Below are 20,620 nucleotides of genomic sequence, written 5' to 3' on the forward strand. Positions count from 1 at the left end.
CGAGGCGTTCGAGCGGTTGCCCAGGGATGCTGTGGCGTCCCTGGGCAGGCAGTGGCTCAGCTGTTGGGCAGCAGGCGGCAGGTGATGCTCTTGATGTAGCGGGTTTCCGGAATGGCCGGGTGCACCGGGTGGTCCGGGCCCTGGCCGCCGCGCTCCAGCAGCTGGATGTTGCGGTCCAGGTGGCGGGCGCTGGTCAGGAGGATGTTCTGCAGGTCGTCCTCGGGCAGGTGCATCGAGCACGAAGCGCTGACCAGGATGCCGTCCTTGTTGAGCAGGCGCATGGCTTGCTCGTTAAGGCGGCGGTAGGCGCCTTCGCCGTTCTTCAGGTCTTTCTTGCGCTTGATGAAGGCGGGCGGGTCGGCAACGATCACGTCGAAGCGCTCTTCGCTGGCCTTGAGTTCCTTCAGGGCTTCGAAGACGTCGCCTTCGATGCAGGTCATTTTCTCGGCAAAGCCGTTCAGCGCGGCGTTGCGCTCCACGCCGTCGAGGGCGAAGGCCGAGGCGTCGACGCAGAACACTTCGCTGGCGCCGAAAGCCGCGGCCTGCACGCCCCAGCCGCCGATGTAGCTGTACAGGTCCAGCACGCGCTTGCCCTTGGCATAAGGCGCCAGGCGGGCACGGTTCATGCGGTGGTCGTAGAACCAGCCGGTTTTCTGGCCCTGGATCACCGGGGCTTCGAACTTCACGCCGTTCTCTTCCAGGGCGACCCACTCCGGCACCAGGCCGAACACGGTTTCGACGTAGCGTCCCAGGCCTTCGGCGTCACGGGCGGCGGAGTCGTTCTTGAACAGGATGCCGCTGGGCTTGAGCACCTGGGTCAGGGCGGCAATGATGTCGTCCTTGTGGGTTTCCATGGTCGCGGAGGCGATCTGTACCACCAGGATGTCGCCGAAACGATCGACCACCAGGCCCGGCAGCAGGTCGGAGTCGCCGTACACCAGGCGGTAGAACGGTTTGTCGAACAGGCGCTCGCGCAGGGACAGGGCCACGTTCAGGCGGTGCACCAGCAGCGACTTGTCCAGGGCCAGCTTGGCATCGCGCGACAGCAGGCGGGCGCAGATCAGGTTGTTCGGGCTCATGGCGACCACGCCCAGGGGCTTGCCGCCGGCGGCTTCCAGCACTGCCTGGTCGCCTGCCTTGAAGCCGTGCAGAGGGGTGGCGGCTACATCGATTTCGTTGCTGTAGACCCACAGGTGGCCGGCGCGCAGGCGGCGATCGGCGTTGGCTTTGAGGCGCAGGCTTGGCAGGGACATGACGTCGCTCCGGAAAAAAGGGCGCGATTATACCCCGTCGCGGGGCGCAAGCGATGGCCAATGGACCTACGGCGGGAGCCCTTTGCCGCAACCATTGGGTAAAGTTCCTGTCCGGTCGCCCAACATTCCCGTGTTAGAGGTTAGAATCCCCGGCTCACCCAGAGCGTGTACTTATGTCCCAAGAGCTATCAGCCGAACAGATTCAACAGGCCCTGCAAGGCATCAGCGTGCCGCCCCAACCGCAAATCATGGTGGATTTGCAGATGGAGCAGTACATGCCCGATCCCGATCTGGAGGTGATCGCCAAGCTGATCTCCCAGGACCCGGGCCTGTCCGGCGCGTTGCTGAAGATCGTCAATTCACCGTATTACGGGCTGAGCAACAAGATTGCTTCGATCCAGCGGGCGGTGAATCTCCTGGGCAGCCGTTCGATCATCAACCTGATCAATGCGCAGTCGATCAAGGGCGAGATGAGCGATGAAACCATCGTCACCCTCAACCGCTTCTGGGACACCGCCCAGGACGTGGCCATGACCTGCCTGACCCTGGCCAAGCGCACCGGCTCCCAGGCCGTGGACGAGGCCTATGCCCTGGGCCTGTTCCATGACTGCGGCGTGCCGCTGATGCTCAAGCGCTTCCCCGACTACATGACTGTGCTGGAAGAGGCCTACGGCAGCGCCGGCCCGGAGCAGCGGGTGGTGGACACGGAAAACCGTGCCTTCAATACCAACCACGCGGTGGTCGGCTACTACACGGCCAAATCCTGGCGCCTGCCGGAGCACGTGACCAACGCCATTGCCAACCACCACAACGCCCTGGCGATCTTCAGCGACGAATCCTCGCGCAACAGCCAACTGAAGAACCTGCTGGCGATCCTCAAGATGGCCGAGCACATCTGCGCGTCCTACCGGGTGCTGGGCAATCAGGTGGAAGACCACGAGTGGAACAGCATCGGCCACCTGATTCTCGATTACGTCGGCCTGTCGGACTACGACTTCGAGAACCTCAAGGAAACCGTGCGCGAGCTGGGCGCACACTGATCGTTCATTTCGCGATGAGTACCAGGGGCGCATATGCCTGAATTACCGGAAGTCGAAACCACCCGGCGCGGAATCGCGCCGCATCTGGAAGGCCAGAAGGTCAGCCGGGTCATCGTCCGTGACCGGCGCTTGCGCTGGCCGATCCCCGAAGATCTGGACGTGCGCCTGTCCGGGCAGCGCATTGTGCTGGTGGAGCGGCGGGCCAAATACCTTTTGATCAATGCCGAAGTCGGCACCCTGATCAGCCACCTGGGAATGTCCGGCAACCTGCGTCTGGTGGAGGTTGGGCTGCCGGCGGCCAAGCACGAACATGTGGATATCGAGCTGGAGTCCGGCCTGGCCCTGCGCTACACCGATCCGCGGCGCTTTGGCGCCATGCTCTGGAGCCACGACCCGCTGAATCACGAATTGCTGGTGCGCCTGGGGCCCGAGCCGCTGACCGACCTGTTCGACGGCGAGCGCCTGTATCAGCTGTCCCGCGGACGTTCCATGGCGGTCAAGCCGTTCATCATGGACAACGCGGTGGTGGTGGGGGTGGGCAATATCTATGCGACCGAGGCGCTGTTCGCCGCGGGCATCGACCCGCGCCGCGAAGCCAAGGGGATTTCCCGAGCGCGCTACCTGAAGCTGGCGATCGAGATCAAACGCATCCTGGCGGCCGCTATCGAGCGCGGCGGCACCACCTTGCGCGACTTTATCGGTGGCGATGGCCAGCCGGGCTACTTCCAGCAGGAACTGTTCGTCTACGGGCGTGGCGGGGAGAACTGCAAGGTCTGCGGCACCGGGCTGCGGGAAATCAAGCTGGGCCAGCGGGCCAGTGTCTATTGCCCGCGTTGCCAGAGCTGAGAAGCTTCGCCGGCAAGCCGGCTCCTACAGGTGTTTGTGGGAGCCGAAAGGGCGCCATATCACTCAAGCCTTGCCGGTGATCTTCCGGTACTTGGCCATCAACTCTTCTTCGGTTTCCGGGCGGGCTTCGTCCAGCGGAATGCAATCCACCGGGCACACCTGCTGGCACTGCGGCTCGTCGTAGTGGCCGACGCACTGGGTGCACAGGTTCGGATCGATGACGTAGATCTCTTCGCCTTGGGAAATCGCCGCGTTAGGGCACTCGGGTTCGCAGACGTCGCAGTTGATGCAATCGTCGGTGATGATCAGGGACATGGGGTACTCCGGCCTGGGCGGCAGGCCCGGGCATGTAAAAACGAATGCGCGCAATTGTGCCGTATTGACGCCCACAGTGCACGCGGGCGCGATGGCTGACGTCAGGCGAGGGCCCCGGTGCGGGGCCGCGCGGCTTATTTCTTGAAGCGCAGGGTCAGCGCGTCGGCGACCGCCGGGTGCACGAACTTGGTGATATCACCGCCCAGGGCAGCGATTTCACGGACCAGGGTCGAGGAAATGAACGAGTAGCGCTCCGACGGAGTGAGAAACAGGCTTTCCACGTCCGGGGCCAACTGGCGGTTCATGTTGGCCAGCTGGAATTCGTATTCGAAGTCCGAAACCGCCCGCAGGCCGCGCAGGAAGACATTGGCGTTCTGCTCCTTGGCAAAATGCGCCAGCAGGGTGGAGAAGCCGACGACTTCAACGTTGGGCAGATGCTTGGTCACCTCGCGCGCCAGTTCCACGCGCTGCTCCAGGGGGAACAGCGGGTTTTTCTTGGGGCTGGCGGCAACGGCGATGATCACATGGTCGAACAGGCGCGAGGCGCGTTCGACCAGATCGCCATGGCCCTTGGTAATAGGGTCGAAGGTACCTGGGTACAACACTCGGTTCATCGCGTCGTCCTGGCGGGAATCCGTTGGGGAGTCGGATGGTATCGCAGCCTTCCCGGTCGGCCAAGTCGCCTTTTAGGGAAGAAAGCACTATAGACGACGAGAATATCCCGCTTTTTCACACTGATTTCAGGCGCTCCGCCAAGGCGCTGGCCAATTGCGCCGTGAGCCCATAGACCGACAGCTGCGGGTTGGCGCCGATGCTGGTGGGAAACAGCGAGCCGTCGTGGACCGACAGGTTGTGCAGTTGATGGTGGCGCCCGAGGCTGTCGGTGACCGCGGTTTTCGGATCTTCGCCCATGGCGCAACCGCCCATCACGTGGGCACTGCCCAGGCGGGTGCGGTACAGGGCCAGGTCCAGGCCGTCGATCTGCGCCCGCACTTCGTCGAGGCTCTTGGCGAAGCGTGCATCGCTGTGCAGCGGCTTGACCGCCTTGGCGCCGCCGGCGAACTGGATCTCCGCCATGCTGTGGAAGGCCCGGCGCAGTCCGTCCCAGGCGTAGGGTGAAACCTGATAGTCGAGGACCGGGGTGCCGTCACCCCGCAGTTCGACGTTGCCGCCGGTGCTGTCGGGGTGAAAGCCGTCCCGCAGCAGGGCAAGCATGGCGTGGGTGTGGGGCAGTTGCTCCATGGACAGCCCGCTCTGCGGCCCGAACCCGCCCAGCAGGGTGCTGGCCAGGGCCGGCTGCAGGGGTGGCACTTCAAGTTTGTAGGACATCTTGCCGGTAGTGCCGTCCTGCCACTGGAAGTGGTCGGAATAGATCGACTGCGGCGCGCCGTAGAACGGATTGATCACCTCGTCGAACTGCCCGGCGGAGAAGTTGACCAGGTGCAGGAAGGTGCGTTTGCCCAGGCGCGAATGCGGGTCCGGCGCATCGGAACGCAACAGCAGGGCCGGGCTGTTGATGCCGCCACCGGCCAGCACGTAATGCTTGGCCTTGACCGTGATGGTGCGCCCGGTGGGGGCCACGCAGCGGGCGTCCATGGCCTGGCATTGCAGGCTGGTGACCTTGTCGTCCTTGATCTGCAGGCGCTCCGCCCGGGCCAGGTACAGCAGCTCGCCACCTTTCTCCAGGGTCGCCGGGATGGTGGTCACCAGCATCGACTGCTTGGCGTTGGTCGGGCAGCCCAGGCCGCAGTAGCCCAGGTTCCAGCAGCCGCGCACGTTGCGCGGAATTACGTGCCAGCTGTAGCCCAGGGCTTCGCAGCCCTTGCGGATCACGTCGTTGTTGGCGTTGGGCGGCATGACCCAGGGCGCGACGCCCAGGCGCTGTTCCATTTTCTCGAACCAGGGCGCCATTTCGGCCGAGCTGTGGCCCACCACCCCGTGCTCACGGGCCCAGTGCTCCAGGGTTGGGTCAGGTGTGCGGAAGCTCGACGTCCAGTTGATCAAGGTAGTGCCGCCCACGGCGCGGCCCTGGAGGATGGTGATGGCGCCATCCTTGCTCATGCGCCCGATGCCCTCCTGATAGAGGCTGGTGTAGGCCTGGTCTTCGAGCATCTTGAAGTCGTCGCTGGTCTTGAGCGGGCCTTCTTCGATCAGCAGCACCTTGTAGCCGGCGGCGCTGAGGATCTCGGCAGTGGTGCCGCCCCCGGCGCCGCTGCCGATGATGGCGACATCGGCTTCCAGGGTCAGGTCCTGCTCCAGCTGCGAGCCGTTGTAGGTTTTCCAGCCACGATTCAGGCCTTCGCGGAACAGATCAGGTACAGGCATATCGGGTGCTCTCTTATTATTGATGGCTCGGCGCGCATCCACTGTAGCCGCTGCTGAGCCTGCGAAGCTGCGAAAAGGCCCCCAGGGCCTTGCTTGACGATCTGCAGCCGAACCCCCAGTGCCCCGCGAGCGTCCCGCTCGTTCGGCGCCTGTGGCAGCGGCTACAAAGGCCGGTCAGACCTTTGGTGGCCCGGGATAACCGCAATGGGCCCAGGACTCGGGCCGGGTGTACCAAGCCATCATCACCAGTTGCAGCAACGAGGCATGGCCCATGCGCAGCAAGGCCAGGAAGCTGTTTTCCCAGCGGCTGAGGAAATTGCGGATGTCATCCGCGCTGGCGTTTTCCCAACTGCCCCAGATCCCCGTCAGCGGGCCGCGGGTGACCGCCATGCCCAGTACATCGAACAGCTGCTGGGTGAGCTTGAACATCTCGGTCGACAGGTGATTGAGGGCGTTGTCCAGGTTGGCCAGGGTGCCTTCGATGGCGGCGGGCATCTTGTCCGCCGGTACGGCGCCTTCGAGCATCACCGGGATTAGCGCCCGCAGGAACGGCAGGTCATTGCTGCGCAGCATGGTGAAACCGCTGGCGGGCGTGCTGGCGGAGCAACCGCTGAGGCTGGCGCCGAGCCCGGCAGTGGCCAGGAAAGCGCTGGCGCAGAGGCCGATTTTCAGCAGGCCGCGCCGTGACAGCGCGGGTGTTTCAGACAGGCTAGGGGTCATTGTTGTTATTACCCGGCGTTGTACTGGTTAACGAATGAACAGCTTCTGGATGAGCTTCTGGATCGATTTGCCATACGGCGGGTAGATCAGGCGGGCGGCGTTGAACCGCTGCTTGATGAACACCCCCTTGGCCTTGCTGAAGGTCAGGAAGCCTTCATGCCCGTGGTAGTGGCCCATGCCGGAAGGGCCGATGCCGCCGAACGGCAGGTCGTCCTGGGCCACATGCAGCAGGGTGTCGTTGAGGCACACGCCGCCGGAGTGGGTTTCGTTGAGCACCCGTTGCTGCTCGGCCTTGTCGTAGCCGAAGTAGTACAGCGCCAGCGGGCGCGGACGCTGGGTGATATAGGCGAAGGCCTGGTCCAGGGTCCGGTAGGGCACGATGGGCAGGATCGGGCCGAAGATCTCGTCCTGCATCACGGTCATGTCATCGCTGACATTGAGCAGCAGGCTGTGGCCCAGGCGTCGTTCCTGGCTCTGCTCGAACAGTGGCACCAGCTGCGCGCCCTTGCTGGTGGCGTCGCTCAGGTAACCGTTGAGCCGCGCCAGCTGGCGCTGGTTGATGATGGCGGTGTAGTCGGGGTTGTCTGCCAGGGTCGGGAAAAAACCGCGCACCACCTGGCGATAGGCTTCGACAAAGGCGCCGACGCGCTCTTCCGGTACCAGTACGTAGTCCGGGGCGACGCAGGTCTGCCCGGCGTTGAGGGTCTTGCCGAAGGCGATGCGTTCGGCCGCGTCCTTGAGGGGCACGGTGCTGGAGACGATGGCCGGGGATTTGCCGCCCAGTTCCAGGGTCACCGGGGTCAGGTTTTCCGCGGCGGCGCGCATCACGTGCTTGCCGATGCTGGTGGCGCCGGTGAACAGCAGGTGGTCGAAGCGCAGCTTGGAAAACGCCATGCCCACCTCGGCCTCGCCCAGCACCACGCACACCAGGTCCTCGGGGAAGACCCGGGCCAGCAGTTGCTTGAGCAGTTGCCCGGTGGCGGGTGTGGACTCACTGAGCTTGAGCATCACTCGGTTGCCGGCGGCCAGCGCCCCCACCAGCGGGCCCATGCACAGGTACAGCGGGTAGTTCCACGGCACTATGATCCCGACCACCCCCAGGGGCTGGTAGACCACCTTGGCCGAGGCCGGCTGGAAGGCCAGGCCCACGGCGCGGCGGGACGGCTTCATCCATTTCTTCAGGTGTTTGCTGGCGTAGTGGATGCCGTGCAGGCTGGGCATCAGCTCGGCCAGCAGGGTTTCGTCGGCGCTGCGGTTGCTGAAGTCCTGGCTGATGGCATCGATCAGGGCCTGGCGCTCGTTGTTAAGCAGCTCCTGCAGTGCCTTCAGCCATTGCTGGCGCTGCGCTGCGGGGGGCATCGGGTTGGCGGCAAAGGCCCGGCGCTGGGCTTCGAACAGCTCAAGCAGCTCGTCCTGTTGCTGAAGGGAATCCTGCAGGTAAGCGATTTCGGCAGACATGGACGGGCTCCGTCTTTGTAAGGTGGCTAGTTTTTTAGAGCTTATGCTCTAAAATGTCAATTGCCCTCCTGCGCCGGTGGCGATTTATCCCCGGGGGGATAGAACGTAAGATGCACGCCAGCCTTCTGATTAAAGCCCACGCCCATGGCCCCACGCATAAAAACCCGCGAACGCATCGTCCAGTTCAGCCTTGAACTCTTCAACCAGCAGGGCGAGCGTAACGTCAGCACCAACCATATTGCGGCGCACATGGAGATTTCCCCGGGCAACCTGTACTACCACTTCCCCAACAAGCAGGCGATCATCGCCGTGCTGTTTGCCGAGTACGAAAGCCTGGTGGACAGCTTCCTTCGACCGCCCCCCGGGCGCGCGGTCACCGTGCAAGACAAGCGCTACTACCTGCAGGCTCTGCTGGCGGCCATGTGGCGCTATCGCTTCCTGCACCGCGACCTGGAGCACCTGCTGGACAGCGACCCCGAGCTGGCTGCGCGCTACCGACGCTTTTCCCAGCGCTGCCTGATCCAGGGCATGGCCATCTACGGGCGTTTCGTCGACGCCGGGATCGTCGCCATGGACAAGGTGCAGATCGAATCCCTGACCCTCAATGCCTGGATCATCCTCACCTCCTGGGTGCGCTTTCTGTGCACGACCCGGGAAAACTCCACGCACCTGAGCGAAGAAGCCATCAAGCGCGGGGTGTACCAGGTGCTGGTGCTGGAGGCCGGTTTCGTCACCGACCAGGCCCGGGAGGCGGTCAACGGCCTGTTCGAAGAGTTTTATGTGCCCTTGGCCCAAGCCCTGGAAGAAGTGCAGTAGGATCAACCTCCAACTTATTCACAGGAGCCCGCCATGCCCCTCGCGCAGTTGATCAGCCCGCTTGCCCTGGACCAGAAGAAACAGCAGCCCGGCCTGGTGATTCTGGATTGTCGCTTTGCTCTGGAAGACCCGGATTACGGCCAGCGCAGTTACGCCGACGGGCATATCGCCGGGGCGCATTTCGCGGACCTGAACCGGGATCTGAGCGCGCCGGTGATCAAGGGCGTGACCGGTCGGCATCCGTTGCCGGAGCCCGCGCAGTTGGTGGCGCGCCTGCAGGCCTGGGGCATCGATAACGACAGCGAGATCGTGCTCTACGACGACGGCCCCGGTTCCTACGCCGCTCGTGCCTGGTGGTTGCTGGCCTGGCTGGGCAAGCGTGATGGCGTTTTCATTCTCGATGGTGGCCTGAAAGCCTGGCACGCCGCTGGCTTGCCGCTGAGCCTGGATGCCCCGGAAAACGCGCCGGGGCAGTTCGTCGGGCACCCTGATCACAGCCTGCTGTTGGATGCCGAGCACCTGGGCAAGCGCCTGGGCCAGGCGGACCTGACCCTGCTGGATGCCCGTGGCCTGCCGCGCTTTCGTGGCGAAGTGGAACCCATCGACCCGGTGGCCGGGCATATTCCCGGGGCGCAATGCGCGGCGTTCACCGACAACCTGGGGGAGGATGGGCGCTTTCTACCGGCCGATCAGCTCAAGCAGCGTTTCGCGCAGAAGCTGGCCGGGCGTGACCCGCAGCAACTGGTGGCCTATTGCGGTTCTGGAGTCACCGCCTGCCACAACCTGTTTGCCCTGAGCCTGGCCGGCTACCCCCTGGGGCGGCTGTATGCCGGTTCGTGGAGCGAGTGGATCACCGATGCGCAGCGGCCTGTCGCCACCGGTGACTGACGGCCTTTACCCGCGGCCCCTTCGCTGGCAAGCCCGCTCCTACGGCCCGCAGGCCCCCGCGAACCTGTAGGAGCGAGCTTGCTCGCGATAGCGTTTGCAGGGACGCAGGTGAGTCTGTAGGAGCGATAGCCGCGCCGCCTACACCACGGCACTGCGATAAGCCGCCGGCGCTACCCCATACACCTGCTTGAACTGCCGACTGAGGTGACTCTGGTCGGCAAACCCCAGTTGTGTCGCCACTTCCAGGGGCAGGCAGCCATCACGCAGCAAGGCCCGGGCCTTGGCGATGCGCTGTTGCATCAACCAGGTGTGGGGCGGAATCCCCGTAGCCCGGCGAAACACCCGGGCGAAATGGAACGGTGACAGGTTCACCGCTGCTGCCAGTTCCTCCAGTGAAGGCGGCGCCGCCAGCTGCGAGCGCAGCAACTCCTTGGCCTGGACGATGGCCCGGTGTTCCTGCCCGGGTTCACCTGGTGCCCGCACTCCGGCGTGCCGTTGCAACAGCAACAGCAGCATTTCTCGCCATTGGGTCTGTTGTTGCAGGGCCGTGGCCGGGCTTTCCAGCAGGTGGTGCAGGCGGGCAAAACCCTGTACCAGGTCCGGATCGCGGTACAAGGTGGCGCCGAAGGCCGGCAGGCTGCCGCTGGGCAGTTCCAGTTCATCCAGCAGGCCGAATATCTGCTGGTTCTGCGGGTAGAAGGCGCGGTACAGCCAGCCGTCTTCCACGCCCTTGGCCCCGGTGTGCAGCTCGTCCGGGTTGATCAGCACCAGGGTGCCACTGCCCGCCAAATGCTCGGCTCCGCGATAGCGGTAGCGCTGGGCACCGGCCATGATCATGCCGATCACATAGCCCTCATGCACATGGGGCACGAAACGCTGCTCGATGTAACGCGCGGCCAGCAACTCGACCCCGGCCAGGGGCGCACTCTGCCAGAAGCGGATCGATTCCCGGGCTGGCTTATCCATGGCGATCCAGGCCAGCCAACCACTGCGGGATCCGCCGCTCCAGGTAATAGCCGGGGTGTTTCAGGCTGCCGTCGACAAAACCCACATGGCCACCCTTGGCCTGCAGCTCGAACTGGGTGCTGGCGGATAGCTCGCTGGCTTCGGGCAGGCTGTGACGGAATACGAAGGGGTCGTCCGCGGCCTGGATGATCAGGGTCGGGGTGCGGATTTGCCCCAGGAAATAGCGGCTGGAGGCACGGCGGTAATAGTCCTGGGCATCGGCAAAGCCGTGCAGCGGCGCGGTGACCCGGCCGTCGAAGTCCCAGAAGGTGCGCATCTTGGTCAGCGGCCCCAGTTGCGCCAGGGTGGCCAGGCCTTCGTGGCGGCCGTCGTGCTGGAACTGGCGCTGCTTGTCCTTGATGTAGGCCAGCATCTCGCGCATGAAGTGCGCCTGGTAGACCTTGGAAAACCCCTGGCCTATGCGATCGGCGCACTGGTCCAGGCGAAACGGCACCGATACCGCCGTGGCGCCTTGCAACGGGCTGTCGCTGCCGCTTTCCCCTAGGTATTTGAGCAGCACATTGCCCCCCAGGGAGTAGCCCACCGCATAGAGCGGCGCCTGGGGGCGCTTGGCCCGCAGGTGAGCGATGGCTGCAGCCAGGTCTTCGCTGGCCCCGGAGTGGTAGCTGCGGGGCAGCAGGTTGGGCTCGCCGGAACAGCCGCGCCAGTTCAGCGCCGCGCTGGCCCAGCCCCGGGTTGCCAGGGCCTGCTGCAGGCCGGCCACGTAAGGCGAGTTGGAGGAACCGGTCAAACCATGCAGCACCAGCACCAGGGGCGCGTCGGCGCTATGGGGGCCGTGCCAGTCCAGGTCGAGAAAGTCGCCGTCGTCCAGCCACAAGCGTTCGCGCTGGCGCTCAAGGTGAGTGGTCGGGCGCCACAGCGGGCCCCACAGGGTCTGCAGGTGCGGGTTGCCAAGGCCGAAGGCGGGGGTGAAGCGATCAGGCGAGTCGGGCACGGGGAGGGTCTCGATGCAGCGGCGCGCAGCCCGGGCGGGCTGCGTACCTTGTTCCGGTCGGCTTGAGAGCCTGTCTACGATCTGCTGCGCGGCTCGGGCCTGAGCGTTGCTCGCGAGGTCGTGATCAGGTTCTAGGCGACGTTGTCTGCCATACGTTGCCACAACGAGTAATACACCTGCCCGGATTTTTGTTCACGGTGCAGGCGCCAGCTTCCGGGTAGCCCCAGGGTCGATGGCGCGGTTTCGCTTTCGGTGTAGATCCAGGCGTCGTCCGCCAGCCAGCCGCGCTCTTCCAGCAGGGCGCAGGCGGCGGGCAGCAGGTTCTGATTGAACGGCGGGTCGAGGAAGGCCAGGTCGAACGGCGTGGCCGGCTGGGTTTCCAGGTAGCGCAGGGCGTCGGCGGTCTGGGCCTGGCCGACGGTGCAGCGCAGGGTCCCCAGGTGCTCGCGCAGGCTGGAAATGGCCACGCTGCTGCTGTCCAGGGCCAGGCCCGTGGCGGCGCCACGGGACAGGGCTTCGAGAAACACCGCGCCGCTGCCGGCGAACAGGTCGATGACCTTGGCCCCGGCCACATAGGGCGCCAACCAGTTGAACAGGGTTTCACGCACTCGGTCCGGGGTCGGTCGCAGCCCCGGCAGGTCGGGGAAGCTCAGCTTGCGGCTGCGCCATTCGCCGCCAATGATGCGCAACTGGCCCACGCCATTGTGCTGGTTGTGGACGGGTTTCTTGCTGGGACGGGCTGGACGGGCCATTAATGCTCCGGAACCCCGAGCGGCTGCTCGGCGGGTTTGTCAGTGGGGGGCGGCAACGGCTTTTGTGCGACGGTGGGGCCGGCGCTGACGATGACCATCTTGTCGACATTCAGGTGCTTGTTCATGGCGGCCTTGACCTGCTCCACCGTCAGCTCCTGGGATTGACGCATGAAGTCTTCCAGGTAGCTCAACGGCAGGTTGTAGAAACCCATGGCGCCCAGCTGGCCGACGATATCGGCGTTGCTGGCGGTGGACAGCGGGAAGCTGCCAGCCAGTTCACGCTTGGCGTCGTCCAGTTCTTTCTGGGTCGGGCCGTTCTTCAGGTACTCGGCGAACACGTCCTGCACCAGCTTCAGGGTGCCTTCGCTCATTTCCGCGCGGGTCTGCAGGTTGATCATGAACGGGCCGCGGGCCTGCATCGGGGTGAAGCCCGAGTAGACGCCGTAGGTCAGGCCGCGCTTCTCGCGCACTTCGCTCATCAGCCGGGTGCCGAAGCCGCCACCGCCGAGAATCTGGTTGCCCAGGGAGACAGCGGCGTAGTCCGGGTCGTCACGGTCGATGCCCAGTTGCGCCAGCATCAGGCTGGTCTGGCTCGACGGGAACTCGATATGGCCGATGCTGGCCTTGGGTTCGGCAGGTTGCTCGATCTTCGCCAGCGCCGGGCCTTTTGGCAGGGCGGCGGAGACCTGTGCGGCAATCGCCTCGGCATCGCTGCGGGACAGGTCGCCGACCAGGGCGATCACCACGTTGCCTGCGGCATAGGCCTTGGCGTGGAAAGCCTTGAGCTGGGCCAGGGTGATCGGCGGGATGCTCTTGGCATCGCCGTCGCTGGCATGGGCGTAAGGGTGGGTGCCATACAGGCGCTTCATCAGCTCCAGGCTGGCCAGCTTGCCGGGGTTCTGCTTCTGGTATTCGAAGCCAGCGAGCATCTGGTTCTTGATCCGCGCCAGGGAGTCGGCGGGGAAGGTCGGCTTGCCCACCACTTCGGCGAACAGCTTCAGCGCCGGTTCGCGCTTATCCACAGCGCTCAGGCTGCGCAGCGAGGCCACGGCCATGTCCTTGTAGGCGCCGTTGCCGAAATCCGCACCCAGGCCTTCGAAGCCCTGGGCGATGGCGCCTACATCCTTGCCGGCCACGCCTTCGTTGAGCATGGCGTTGGTCAGCAGGGCCACGCCCGGCGCGTTGCCGTCCTGGCTGCTGCCGGCGGCGAAGATCAGGCGCAGGTCGAACATCGGCAGCTCGCGGGCTTCGACGAACAGTACCTTGGCGCCTTCGGCGGTGTTCCAGGTCTGCACGTCCAGGTTGCGATGGCTGGGGGCCTTGCCATCCAGCTCGGCCAGGGATTGGAGCTTCTGGCTGGTCTTGGCGTTGTCCAGGGCCTGGCTGGCGTTGGTCTGGCCGGAGTTCGACAGGTACAGGCCGCCGGCGGTGAGCAGGGCCACCAGGGCCAGCCCCAGCAGGACCGGTGAAGCTTTCTGGCGCTTAATCATGAGCGGACTCCTCAGGCAGTACATGGGCCACGCTCATACGTTCCCGGGTGAAATAGGTGCGGGCGGCCTTCTGGATGTCTTCCGGGGTCACGCTTTGCAGTTCCGCAAGCTCGGTGTCCATCAGCTTCCACGACAGGCCGACGGTTTCCAGCTGGCCGATGGCGGTGGCCTGGCTGGTGATGGAATCACGTTCGTAGACCAGCCCGGCGATCACCTGAGCTCGCACCCGCTCCAGTTCCTCGGCGGATGGCGGGGTGGTCTTCAACTGGTCCAGCAGGCGCCACAGCCCGGCTTCGGCCTGGGCGATGGTTTTCTTCTTCTGGCTGTTGGGGGTGGCCGAAAGCATGAACAGGCTGTCGCCCCGGGTGTAGGCGTCGTAGCTGGTGGAGCCGCCGGACAGCAACTCTTCGCCGCGCTCCAGCTGGGTCGGGATGCGGGCGCTGTAGCCGCCGTCCAGCAGGGCCGCGGCCAGGCGCAGGGCGTTCACCGCGCGTTTGTCTTCGGCGGTGGCGATGCTCGGCACGTTGAAGGCCAGCATCAGGCTCGGCAGTTGGGTCTTGACGTGCAAGGTGATCAGGCGCTCGCCGGGCTCGGCCAGCTCCATGGGGATCTTCGCAGGTGGCACGTCACGCTTGGGGATCGCGCCGAAGTAGCGTTGGGCCAGGGTTTTCACCTCGTCCGGGGTGACGTCGCCGACCACCACCAGGGTGGCATTGTTCGGCACGTACCAGGCCTGGTACCAGTGGCGCAGTTCCTCGACCTTCATCCGGTTCAGGTCGGCCATCCAGCCGATGGTCGGCGTGTGGTAGCCGCTGGCCGGGTAGGCCATGGCCTTGAAGCGCTCGTAGGCCTTGGACATCGGCTTGTCGTCGGTGCGCAGGCGGCGCTCTTCCTTGATGACCTCGATTTCGCGGCTGAACTCGTCGGCCGGCAGGCGCAGGCTGGCCATGCGGTCGGCTTCCAGCTCCAGGGCCACGCCCAGGCGGTCGCGGGCCAGGACCTGGTAATAGGCCGTGAAGTCGTCGCTGGTGAAGGCGTTCTCTTCGGCGCCCAGGTCCCGCAGGATCAGGGAGGCCTCGCCGGGGCCGACTTTCTCGCTGCCCTTGAACATCATGTGTTCCAGGGCGTGGGACAAACCGGTCTGGCCCGGGGTTTCGTAGCTGGAGCCGACCTTGTACCAGACCTGGGACACCACCACCGGCGCGCGATGATCTTCGCGGACCACGACCTTGAGGCCGTTGTCGAGGGTGAATTCATGGGTGGGTTGAGGGTCGGCAGCCAGGGCTGCAAGGGGCAGACAAACTGTGCTGAGCAGCAGGCCTGCGGCGCGGCGGGCTAGAGCATTCATTCGTTTTTAAACCTGTTGGGCTGCCCGCTTGGTCTTAGCCTGTGCGGGCGAGGAGGTGCTAGGATACTGATCCGTTTTACTGGCGGCCACGCCTATCAGGTCTTCGCGGATCAGCATGTACTTGAGCAGGTTGTATGAGTTACCGGCAAGAAGCCCTGATTTACCAGCTAGACTTCGACTTTTCGCCGATTTTGCCGTTCCAGTCCTTTAGTAAAATCGCTCCTTGAAGTGCTTTTGGGCATTTCGACAACATGTTGCGCGTGAACAAGCTGGATGAAACACAGTCTGTTCTGCATCGAATATTTATTTACCGAGGCGCCCAGTGGCGCATCGCTACCTTGAGATAGCCGTCTCCATGTTTGGTTCCAACGACGACAAAAAGACCCCAGCCGCGGCTGGCGAGAAGAAAGGCCTGTTCGGATGGCTGCGCAAAAAGCCGCAGGAACCCGTCGTCGAACAGCCGCAAGTGCCTGCCGAGCCGGCACCGACCCCGGTCATCGAACCTGCCGCCAGCGTAGCCCCGGCCGAGCCGGTGGTGCTGCCAATGGCCGAGCCGGTGCTGCAACCGCACATCGCGCCTGAACCGGCGGCCCCCGCGGCGCCCGACCTGCCGCTGGCGCCAAGCGCCGAGCACAAGCCCTGGTTGACCCTGCCGGTGGCGGAAGAACCCGTGGCCCTGGTGGAAGACGCCCAGGCCGAGCATGTGGCTCCGCCGATTCCGGCTGTTGCCGTGCACCCTGAGCCGGTGGTCGAAGCCCCGGTGGTTACCCCGGCCCCCGTGGTCGAGGTGCAAGCCCCGGTTGCCCCGGTATTCGTCGCCCCTGAACCTGTTGCTCCTGCTCCTGCTCCTGCTCCTGCTCCTGCTCCTGTAGCCGAGCCGGTTGTGGCGGCGGCAGAGCCCGAGCCTGTGACCGAGTCCGTCCGTCCCGCCGAAGAGAGCAAGATCGGCTTCTTCGCCCGCCTCAAGCAGGGCCTGTCCAAGACCAGCGCCAGCATTGGCGAAGGCATGGCCAGCCTGTTCCTGGGCAAGAAGGCCATCGATGACGAATTGCTGGAAGACCTGGAAACCCGCCTGCTGACCGCAGACGTCGGGGTCGAGGCGACTTCGGTGATCATCCAGAACCTGACCCAGAAGGTGGCACGCAAGCAGCTCACCGACTCCGATGCGCTGTATGCCTCGCTGCAGGCCGAACTCACCAGCATGCTCAAGCCGGTGGAACAACCACTGCAGATCGTCGCCCAGAACAAGCCGTTCGTGATCCTGGTGGTGGGCGTCAACGGCGCCGGCAAGACCACCACCATCGGCAAGCTGGCGAAGAAGCTGCAGTTGGAAGGCAAGAAAGTCATGCTGGCCGCCGGCGACACTTTCCGCGCCGCGGCAGTGGAGCAGCTGCAAGTCTGGGGCGAGCGCAACAAGATCCCGGTCATCGCCCAGCACACCGGTGCCGATTCGGCCTCGGTGATCTTCGATGCGGTGCAAGCGGCCAAGGCCCGTGGCATTGACGTGCTGATCGCCGACACGGCGGGGCGCCTGCACACCAAAGACAACCTGATGGAAGAGCTGAAGAAAGTCCGTCGGGTCATCGGCAAGCTCGATGCCGACGCGCCCCATGAGGTGCTGCTGGTGCTGGACGCAGGTACCGGCCAGAACGCCATCAACCAGGCCAAGCAGTTCAACCAGACGGTGCAGTTGTCCGGCCTGGCCCTGACCAAGCTCGACGGTACCGCCAAGGGAGGAGTGATCTTCGCCCTGGCCAAGCAGTTCGGCCTGCCGATCCGTTATATCGGCGTCGGTGAAGGCATCGACGACTTGCGTACCTTTGAAGCCGAACCCTTTGTCCAGGCACTGTTTGCCGAGCGGGAGCGTTCATGATTCGTTTCGAACAGGTCGGTAAGCGCTACCCCAACGGTCACGTTGGCCTGCATGAGCTGAGCTTTCGCGTGCGTCGCGGCGAATTCCTGTTTGTCACCGGCCATTCCGGCGCCGGTAAGAGCACCTTGCTGCGCCTGCTGCTGGCCATGGAGCGTCCCACCACCGGCAAGCTGCTGCTGGCCGGGCAGGACCTGGGGCAGATCAGCAATGCGCAGATCCCGTTCCTGCGGCGGCAGATCGGCGTGGTGTTCCAGAACCACCAGTTGCTGTTCGACCGCACCGTATTCAACAACGTCGCCCTGCCGCTGCAGATCCTCGGCCTGTCCAAGGCGGAAATCGCCAAGCGGGTGGACTCGGCCCTGGAGCGCGTAGCGCTGTCGGACAAGACCGATCTGTACCCCGGCGACCTGTCCACCGGCCAGCAGCAGCGCGTGGGCATCGCCCGGGCCATCGTCCACCGCCCGGCTCTGCTGCTGGCGGACGAACCCACCGGTAACCTCGACCCGCGTCTTGCGGCGGAAATCATGGGCGTGTTCGAAGACATCAACCGCCTGGGCACCAGCGTGCTGATCGCCAGCCACGACCTGGCACTGATCGCCCGTATGCGCCACCGCATGCTGACCTTGCAACGCGGACGCTTGATCGGCGACGGGGAGGCCGGCGTATGAGTGCTACACGTACCCCTAAAGTGGCGGAGCGCGTAGCGCCCAAGGCTTCCGAAGCACCACCGCCGAAGAAAAAGCGTGACGAGGACGACGGCCCGGATTTCGGCACCCTGCTGCACGCCTGGATCGAAAGCCATCGCGCCAGCCTGCTGGACAGCCTGCGGCGCCTGGGCAAACAGCCCATCGGCAGCTTCTTTACCTGCCTGGTGATGGCCGTGGCCTTGAGCCTGCCCATGGGCTTGTCGCTGTTGCTCAATAATGTCGAGCGCCTGGGCGGTTCCTGGCAGCGCGCGGCGCAGATCTCGCTGTACCTGGATCTGGGGGCTTCTGCCACCGAGGGCGAGAAGCTCAGTGAAGAGATCAAGGGCCTGCCCGGTGTGGCGGATGCCGAGTTCATCAGCAAGGAAAAGGCCCTGGAGGAGTTCCAGCAGCAGTCCGGGCTGGGCGAGGCCTTGCGCGAACTGCCCCATAACCCGCTGCCGGGTGTAGTGCTGGTCACACCGAACGAAGTGGACAAGGCGACCCTGGAAGCCCTGCGCCAGCGGTTGTCGGAAATGCCCAAGGTGCAACTGGCGCAACTGGACCTGGTATGGGTCGAGCGGCTGGCGGCGATCCTCAAGCTGGGGGACCGCTTTGTCTTCGGCCTGACGGTGCTGCTGGTTTCTGCATTACTTTTGGTGATAGGCAATACCATTCGTCTTCATATTGAAAACCGCCGCACCGAGATAGAAGTGATTAAACTCGTCGGCGGCACGGACAGTTATGTTCGTCGGCCCTTCCTCTATATGGGGGCGCTGTATGGTTTCGGCGCGGGGATCCTGTCCTGGGGTGTATTGGCGTTTGGCCTGAACTGGCTGAACGATGCGGTAATCGGTCTGGCTGGCTTGTATGGCAGCGATTTTGCCCTCGCGGGGGTGCCGGTTGCCGATGGTCTGTCGCTCTTGCTAGGGGCGGTGCTGTTGGGTTATATCGGTGCGTGGATTGCGGTGGCCCGTCACCTGAGGGAACTGGCACCGAAGTAATATCTTTTTGCTTGTATTGACCTTTCAGCATTTTTGGGAACTTGTTTCGCGGTTTCCGGTCAATTTTCGCAGTGCTGAACGGCACGAGTTATGTGAGTCGGAGGTTTTTTCGTATGACCACTTCTTTGCAACCTGCTTACGCATTGGTTCCAGGCGCAAACCTGGAGGCTTATGTGCACACGGTGAACAGCATTCCATTGCTGACACCCGAGCAGGAGCGTGAACTGGCCGAGAGTCTCTACTATGAGCAGGATCTTGAGGCGGCTCGGCAGATGGTGCTCGCCCACCTGCGTTTTGTCGTACATATCGCCCGTAGCTATTCCGGCTACGGGTTGGCCCAGGCTGACCTGATCCAGGAAGGCAACGTTGGCCTGATGAAAGCCGTGAAGCGCTTCAACCCTGAAATGGGTGTGCGCCTGGTGTCCTTTGCCGTGCACTGGATCAAGGCGGAAATTCACGAGTTCATCCTGCGTAACTGGCGGATTGTGAAGGTTGCTACCACCAAGGCGCAGCGCAAGCTGTTCTTCAACCTGCGCAGCCAGAAGAAGCGTCTGGCCTGGCTGAACAACGAAGAAGTTCACCGCGTGGCGGAAAGCCTGGGCGTGGAGCCTCGTGAAGTGCGGGAAATGGAAAGCCGGCTGACCGGCCAGGACATGGCGTTCGATCCGGCTGCGGAAGCGGACGACGACAGCGCCTTCCAGTCGCCAGCCAACTACCTGGAAGACCACCGCTACGACCCGGCGCTGCAACTTGAGGATGCCGACTGGAGCGACAACTCCACCAGCAACCTGCACGAAGCCCTGGAAGTGCTGGACGAACGCAGCCGTGACATCCTCTACCAGCGCTGGCTGGCCGAAGAGAAAGCCACGCTGCACGACCTGGCGCAGAAGTACAACGTTTCGGCCGAGCGGATTCGCCAGCTGGAAAAAAGCGCGATGAACAAGCTGAAACTGTCCATCGCCGCTTAAGCCTGAAGCGTCATGCAAAACGCCCCGATTACCTCGGGGCGTTTTTGTTTGTGCGGTTGGCGTCGGAGCCGGCTTGCCGGCGAATCCCCAGCCCAGCACCCATCTCGAACATGCTCAAGAAGAACCGGCGCAAAGCCAAATCCGGGTTACTCCGCCCAGGGCGCCCTGCGCGACTCGTTCAGCCGATTCAAGTAATCGGCTCCACCCAACTGGCTCATCTGCCGCCGAACCCAGCCCGCCCGCTGCATCACATAAGTGCTGGGACGTGCTGCGCTCCACACCCTTGGATTGGGCAGGACAGCGGCTAGCAGGCTGGCTTGCTGGCGTGACAGATTGGCCGCGCTGACGCCGAAGTGATGGCGCGCCGCGGCTTCTGCCCCGAACACCCCTTCATCCCATTCGACACTGTTGAGGTAGACCTCAAGAATCCGCTGCTTGGGCCAGAACACCTCGATCAGCGCGGTGAACCAGGCTTCCAGTCCCTTGCGCAGGTAGCTGCGGCCGGACCACAGGAACAGGTTTTTCGACACTTGCTGGCTCAGGGTACTGGCGCCACGGATCGAGCCGCCCCTTTCGTTGTGGATCAACGCTGCCTGGATTGCATCGATATCGAAGCCCCAGTGCTCGGGGAATTTCTGATCCTCGCCGGCGATCACCGCCACCTTGAGGTTGTCGGAGATTTCATCCCAAGGCTTCCAGATGCGCTGCAGGTCGATGGGGTCGTTGTCGACCCAGGACTCGATCTTGCGCTCTACCATCAGGGCGGTGCCCGGTGGCGGTACGAAACGCAACAGCAGCACCAGCAGGACGCTGCCGACCATGAACCACATCAAGGCTTTTACAAGACGACGAAACAGATAACGCAGCATAGAGATGGCTTG

General features: G+C 64.1%; 20 protein-coding genes. 8 read left to right on the forward strand and 12 right to left on the reverse strand.

Going from position 1 to position 20,620, the window contains the following annotated elements:
* Nucleotides 1-56: 56 nt before the first annotated feature.
* Nucleotides 57-1,253 (reverse strand): class I SAM-dependent rRNA methyltransferase, encoded by a 1,197-nt coding sequence (locus tag A9971_RS18925; protein WP_011064045.1) that lies wholly within the window; start codon nt 1,251-1,253, stop codon nt 57-59.
* Nucleotides 1,254-1,480: 227 nt separating this feature from the next.
* On the opposite strand from A9971_RS18925, the gene A9971_RS18930 reads away from it, so the two are divergent.
* Together A9971_RS18930 and mutM are read left to right on the forward strand one after the other, a co-directional pair.
* Entirely contained in the window at nt 1,481-2,293 is an 813-nt protein-coding gene (locus tag A9971_RS18930; RefSeq protein ID WP_162865006.1) for an HDOD domain-containing protein, read from the forward strand.
* 33 nt (nt 2,294-2,326) lie between these two features.
* Entirely contained in the window at nt 2,327-3,139 is an 813-nt protein-coding gene (gene mutM / locus A9971_RS18935) for a bifunctional DNA-formamidopyrimidine glycosylase/DNA-(apurinic or apyrimidinic site) lyase (protein ID WP_011064043.1), read from the forward strand.
* Nucleotides 3,140-3,202: 63 nt separating this feature from the next.
* Here mutM and A9971_RS18940 read toward each other — a convergent pair whose 3' ends face one another.
* The 5 genes from A9971_RS18940 to A9971_RS18960 all read right to left on the reverse strand — a co-directional run bounded on the left by A9971_RS18940 (nt 3,203) and on the right by A9971_RS18960 (nt 8,002).
* Nucleotides 3,203-3,454: a YfhL family 4Fe-4S dicluster ferredoxin gene (locus A9971_RS18940; RefSeq protein ID WP_011064042.1), complete on the reverse strand. Its 252-nt coding sequence runs from the start codon at nt 3,452-3,454 to the stop codon at nt 3,203-3,205.
* 134 nt (nt 3,455-3,588) lie between these two features.
* Nucleotides 3,589-4,068, reverse strand: coding sequence for a pantetheine-phosphate adenylyltransferase (coaD, locus tag A9971_RS18945; protein ID WP_003176711.1), 480 nt, complete (start codon nt 4,066-4,068; stop codon nt 3,589-3,591).
* A gap of 115 nt (nt 4,069-4,183) precedes the next feature.
* A complete protein-coding gene (locus tag A9971_RS18950; protein ID WP_011064041.1) occupies nt 4,184-5,779 on the reverse strand; it encodes a GMC family oxidoreductase in 1,596 nt (531 codons plus the stop codon).
* Between the two features lie 174 nt (nt 5,780-5,953).
* Entirely contained in the window at nt 5,954-6,499 is a 546-nt protein-coding gene (locus tag A9971_RS18955; protein ID WP_011064040.1) for a hypothetical protein, read from the reverse strand.
* 27 nt (nt 6,500-6,526) lie between these two features.
* Nucleotides 6,527-8,002: a coniferyl aldehyde dehydrogenase gene (locus A9971_RS18960; protein ID WP_258028609.1), complete on the reverse strand. Its 1,476-nt coding sequence runs from the start codon at nt 8,000-8,002 to the stop codon at nt 6,527-6,529.
* Nucleotides 8,003-8,101: 99 nt separating this feature from the next.
* On the opposite strand from A9971_RS18960, the gene A9971_RS18965 reads away from it, so the two are divergent.
* Both A9971_RS18965 and A9971_RS18970 read left to right on the forward strand, forming a co-directional pair.
* A complete protein-coding gene (locus A9971_RS18965) occupies nt 8,102-8,773 on the forward strand; it encodes a TetR/AcrR family transcriptional regulator (RefSeq protein ID WP_011064038.1) in 672 nt (223 codons plus the stop codon).
* Between the two features lie 33 nt (nt 8,774-8,806).
* Nucleotides 8,807-9,661, forward strand: a complete 855-nt coding sequence (locus A9971_RS18970; RefSeq protein ID WP_011064037.1) for a sulfurtransferase — start codon at nt 8,807-8,809, stop codon at nt 9,659-9,661.
* A 138-nt stretch (nt 9,662-9,799) separates the two neighbouring features.
* Here A9971_RS18970 and A9971_RS18975 read toward each other — a convergent pair whose 3' ends face one another.
* The 5 genes from A9971_RS18975 to A9971_RS18995 all read right to left on the reverse strand — a co-directional run bounded on the left by A9971_RS18975 (nt 9,800) and on the right by A9971_RS18995 (nt 15,211).
* The gene (locus A9971_RS18975; protein ID WP_183001166.1) at nt 9,800-10,627 is read right to left on the reverse strand and encodes an AraC family transcriptional regulator; all 828 of its coding nucleotides are present in this window, start codon (nt 10,625-10,627) and stop codon (nt 9,800-9,802) included.
* Entirely contained in the window at nt 10,620-11,621 is a 1,002-nt protein-coding gene (locus A9971_RS18980; protein ID WP_019095297.1) for a hydrolase, read from the reverse strand. The genes A9971_RS18975 and A9971_RS18980 overlap by 8 nt, the downstream gene beginning before the upstream one ends.
* A 131-nt stretch (nt 11,622-11,752) precedes the next feature.
* Entirely contained in the window at nt 11,753-12,373 is a 621-nt protein-coding gene (rsmD, locus tag A9971_RS18985) for a 16S rRNA (guanine(966)-N(2))-methyltransferase RsmD (protein WP_011064034.1), read from the reverse strand.
* Nucleotides 12,373-13,863 carry a pitrilysin family protein gene (locus A9971_RS18990; protein WP_183001164.1) on the reverse strand — a complete coding sequence of 497 codons (1,491 nt, stop codon included), beginning with the start codon at nt 13,861-13,863 and terminating at the stop codon, nt 12,373-12,375. Before A9971_RS18990 ends, rsmD begins: the two co-directional genes overlap by 1 nt.
* Entirely contained in the window at nt 13,856-15,211 is a 1,356-nt protein-coding gene (locus tag A9971_RS18995) for a pitrilysin family protein (RefSeq protein ID WP_072443566.1), read from the reverse strand. Before A9971_RS18995 ends, A9971_RS18990 begins: the two co-directional genes overlap by 8 nt.
* Before the next feature lie 355 nt (nt 15,212-15,566).
* On the opposite strand from A9971_RS18995, the gene ftsY reads away from it, so the two are divergent.
* From ftsY to rpoH, 4 genes are all read left to right on the forward strand, one after another.
* On the forward strand, nt 15,567-17,084 hold the full coding sequence (gene ftsY, locus A9971_RS19000) for a signal recognition particle-docking protein FtsY (protein WP_183001162.1): 1,518 nt from the start codon (nt 15,567-15,569) through the stop codon (nt 17,082-17,084).
* Nucleotides 17,081-17,752 carry a cell division ATP-binding protein FtsE gene (ftsE, locus tag A9971_RS19005; protein ID WP_011064030.1) on the forward strand — a complete coding sequence of 224 codons (672 nt, stop codon included), beginning with the start codon at nt 17,081-17,083 and terminating at the stop codon, nt 17,750-17,752. The genes ftsY and ftsE overlap by 4 nt, the downstream gene beginning before the upstream one ends.
* On the forward strand, nt 17,749-18,771 hold the full coding sequence (ftsX, locus tag A9971_RS19010; protein WP_015637373.1) for a permease-like cell division protein FtsX: 1,023 nt from the start codon (nt 17,749-17,751) through the stop codon (nt 18,769-18,771). Before ftsE ends, ftsX begins: the two co-directional genes overlap by 4 nt.
* Before the next feature lie 113 nt (nt 18,772-18,884).
* A complete protein-coding gene (rpoH, locus tag A9971_RS19015; RefSeq protein ID WP_011064028.1) occupies nt 18,885-19,739 on the forward strand; it encodes an RNA polymerase sigma factor RpoH in 855 nt (284 codons plus the stop codon).
* A gap of 146 nt (nt 19,740-19,885) precedes the next feature.
* On the opposite strand, the gene mtgA is transcribed toward rpoH, so the two are convergent.
* Nucleotides 19,886-20,608: a monofunctional biosynthetic peptidoglycan transglycosylase gene (mtgA, locus tag A9971_RS19020; protein WP_183001161.1), complete on the reverse strand. Its 723-nt coding sequence runs from the start codon at nt 20,606-20,608 to the stop codon at nt 19,886-19,888.
* Between the last annotated feature and the right edge of the window lie 12 nt (nt 20,609-20,620).

The organism is Pseudomonas sp. UME65 (genome assembly GCF_014170225.1).
GTDB classification, from domain to species: Bacteria; Pseudomonadota; Gammaproteobacteria; order Pseudomonadales; family Pseudomonadaceae; genus Aquipseudomonas; species Aquipseudomonas protegens.

Bases quoted from the DNA above. Each gene is read 5' to 3' on its own strand.
- A9971_RS18925 (WP_011064045.1), bottom strand. From the start codon at position 1,253: ATGTCCCTGCCAAGCCTGCGCCTCAAAGCCAACGCCGATCGCCGCCTG.
- mutM (WP_011064043.1), top strand. From the start codon at position 2,327: ATGCCTGAATTACCGGAAGTCGAAACCACCCGGCGCGGAATCGCGCCG.
- A9971_RS18940 (WP_011064042.1), bottom strand. From the start codon at position 3,454: ATGTCCCTGATCATCACCGACGATTGCATCAACTGCGACGTCTGCGAA.
- coaD (WP_003176711.1), bottom strand. From the start codon at position 4,068: ATGAACCGAGTGTTGTACCCAGGTACCTTCGACCCTATTACCAAGGGC.
- A9971_RS18950 (WP_011064041.1), bottom strand. From the start codon at position 5,779: ATGCCTGTACCTGATCTGTTCCGCGAAGGCCTGAATCGTGGCTGGAAA.
- A9971_RS18955 (WP_011064040.1), bottom strand. From the start codon at position 6,499: ATGACCCCTAGCCTGTCTGAAACACCCGCGCTGTCACGGCGCGGCCTG.
- A9971_RS18965 (WP_011064038.1), top strand. From the start codon at position 8,102: ATGGCCCCACGCATAAAAACCCGCGAACGCATCGTCCAGTTCAGCCTT.
- A9971_RS18970 (WP_011064037.1), top strand. From the start codon at position 8,807: ATGCCCCTCGCGCAGTTGATCAGCCCGCTTGCCCTGGACCAGAAGAAA.
- A9971_RS18975 (WP_183001166.1), bottom strand. From the start codon at position 10,627: ATGGATAAGCCAGCCCGGGAATCGATCCGCTTCTGGCAGAGTGCGCCC.
- rsmD (WP_011064034.1), bottom strand. From the start codon at position 12,373: ATGGCCCGTCCAGCCCGTCCCAGCAAGAAACCCGTCCACAACCAGCAC.
- A9971_RS18990 (WP_183001164.1), bottom strand. From the start codon at position 13,863: ATGATTAAGCGCCAGAAAGCTTCACCGGTCCTGCTGGGGCTGGCCCTG.
- A9971_RS18995 (WP_072443566.1), bottom strand. From the start codon at position 15,211: ATGAATGCTCTAGCCCGCCGCGCCGCAGGCCTGCTGCTCAGCACAGTT.
- ftsY (WP_183001162.1), top strand. From the start codon at position 15,567: ATGTTTGGTTCCAACGACGACAAAAAGACCCCAGCCGCGGCTGGCGAG.
- ftsE (WP_011064030.1), top strand. From the start codon at position 17,081: ATGATTCGTTTCGAACAGGTCGGTAAGCGCTACCCCAACGGTCACGTT.
- ftsX (WP_015637373.1), top strand. From the start codon at position 17,749: ATGAGTGCTACACGTACCCCTAAAGTGGCGGAGCGCGTAGCGCCCAAG.
- rpoH (WP_011064028.1), top strand. From the start codon at position 18,885: ATGACCACTTCTTTGCAACCTGCTTACGCATTGGTTCCAGGCGCAAAC.
- mtgA (WP_183001161.1), bottom strand. From the start codon at position 20,608: ATGCTGCGTTATCTGTTTCGTCGTCTTGTAAAAGCCTTGATGTGGTTC.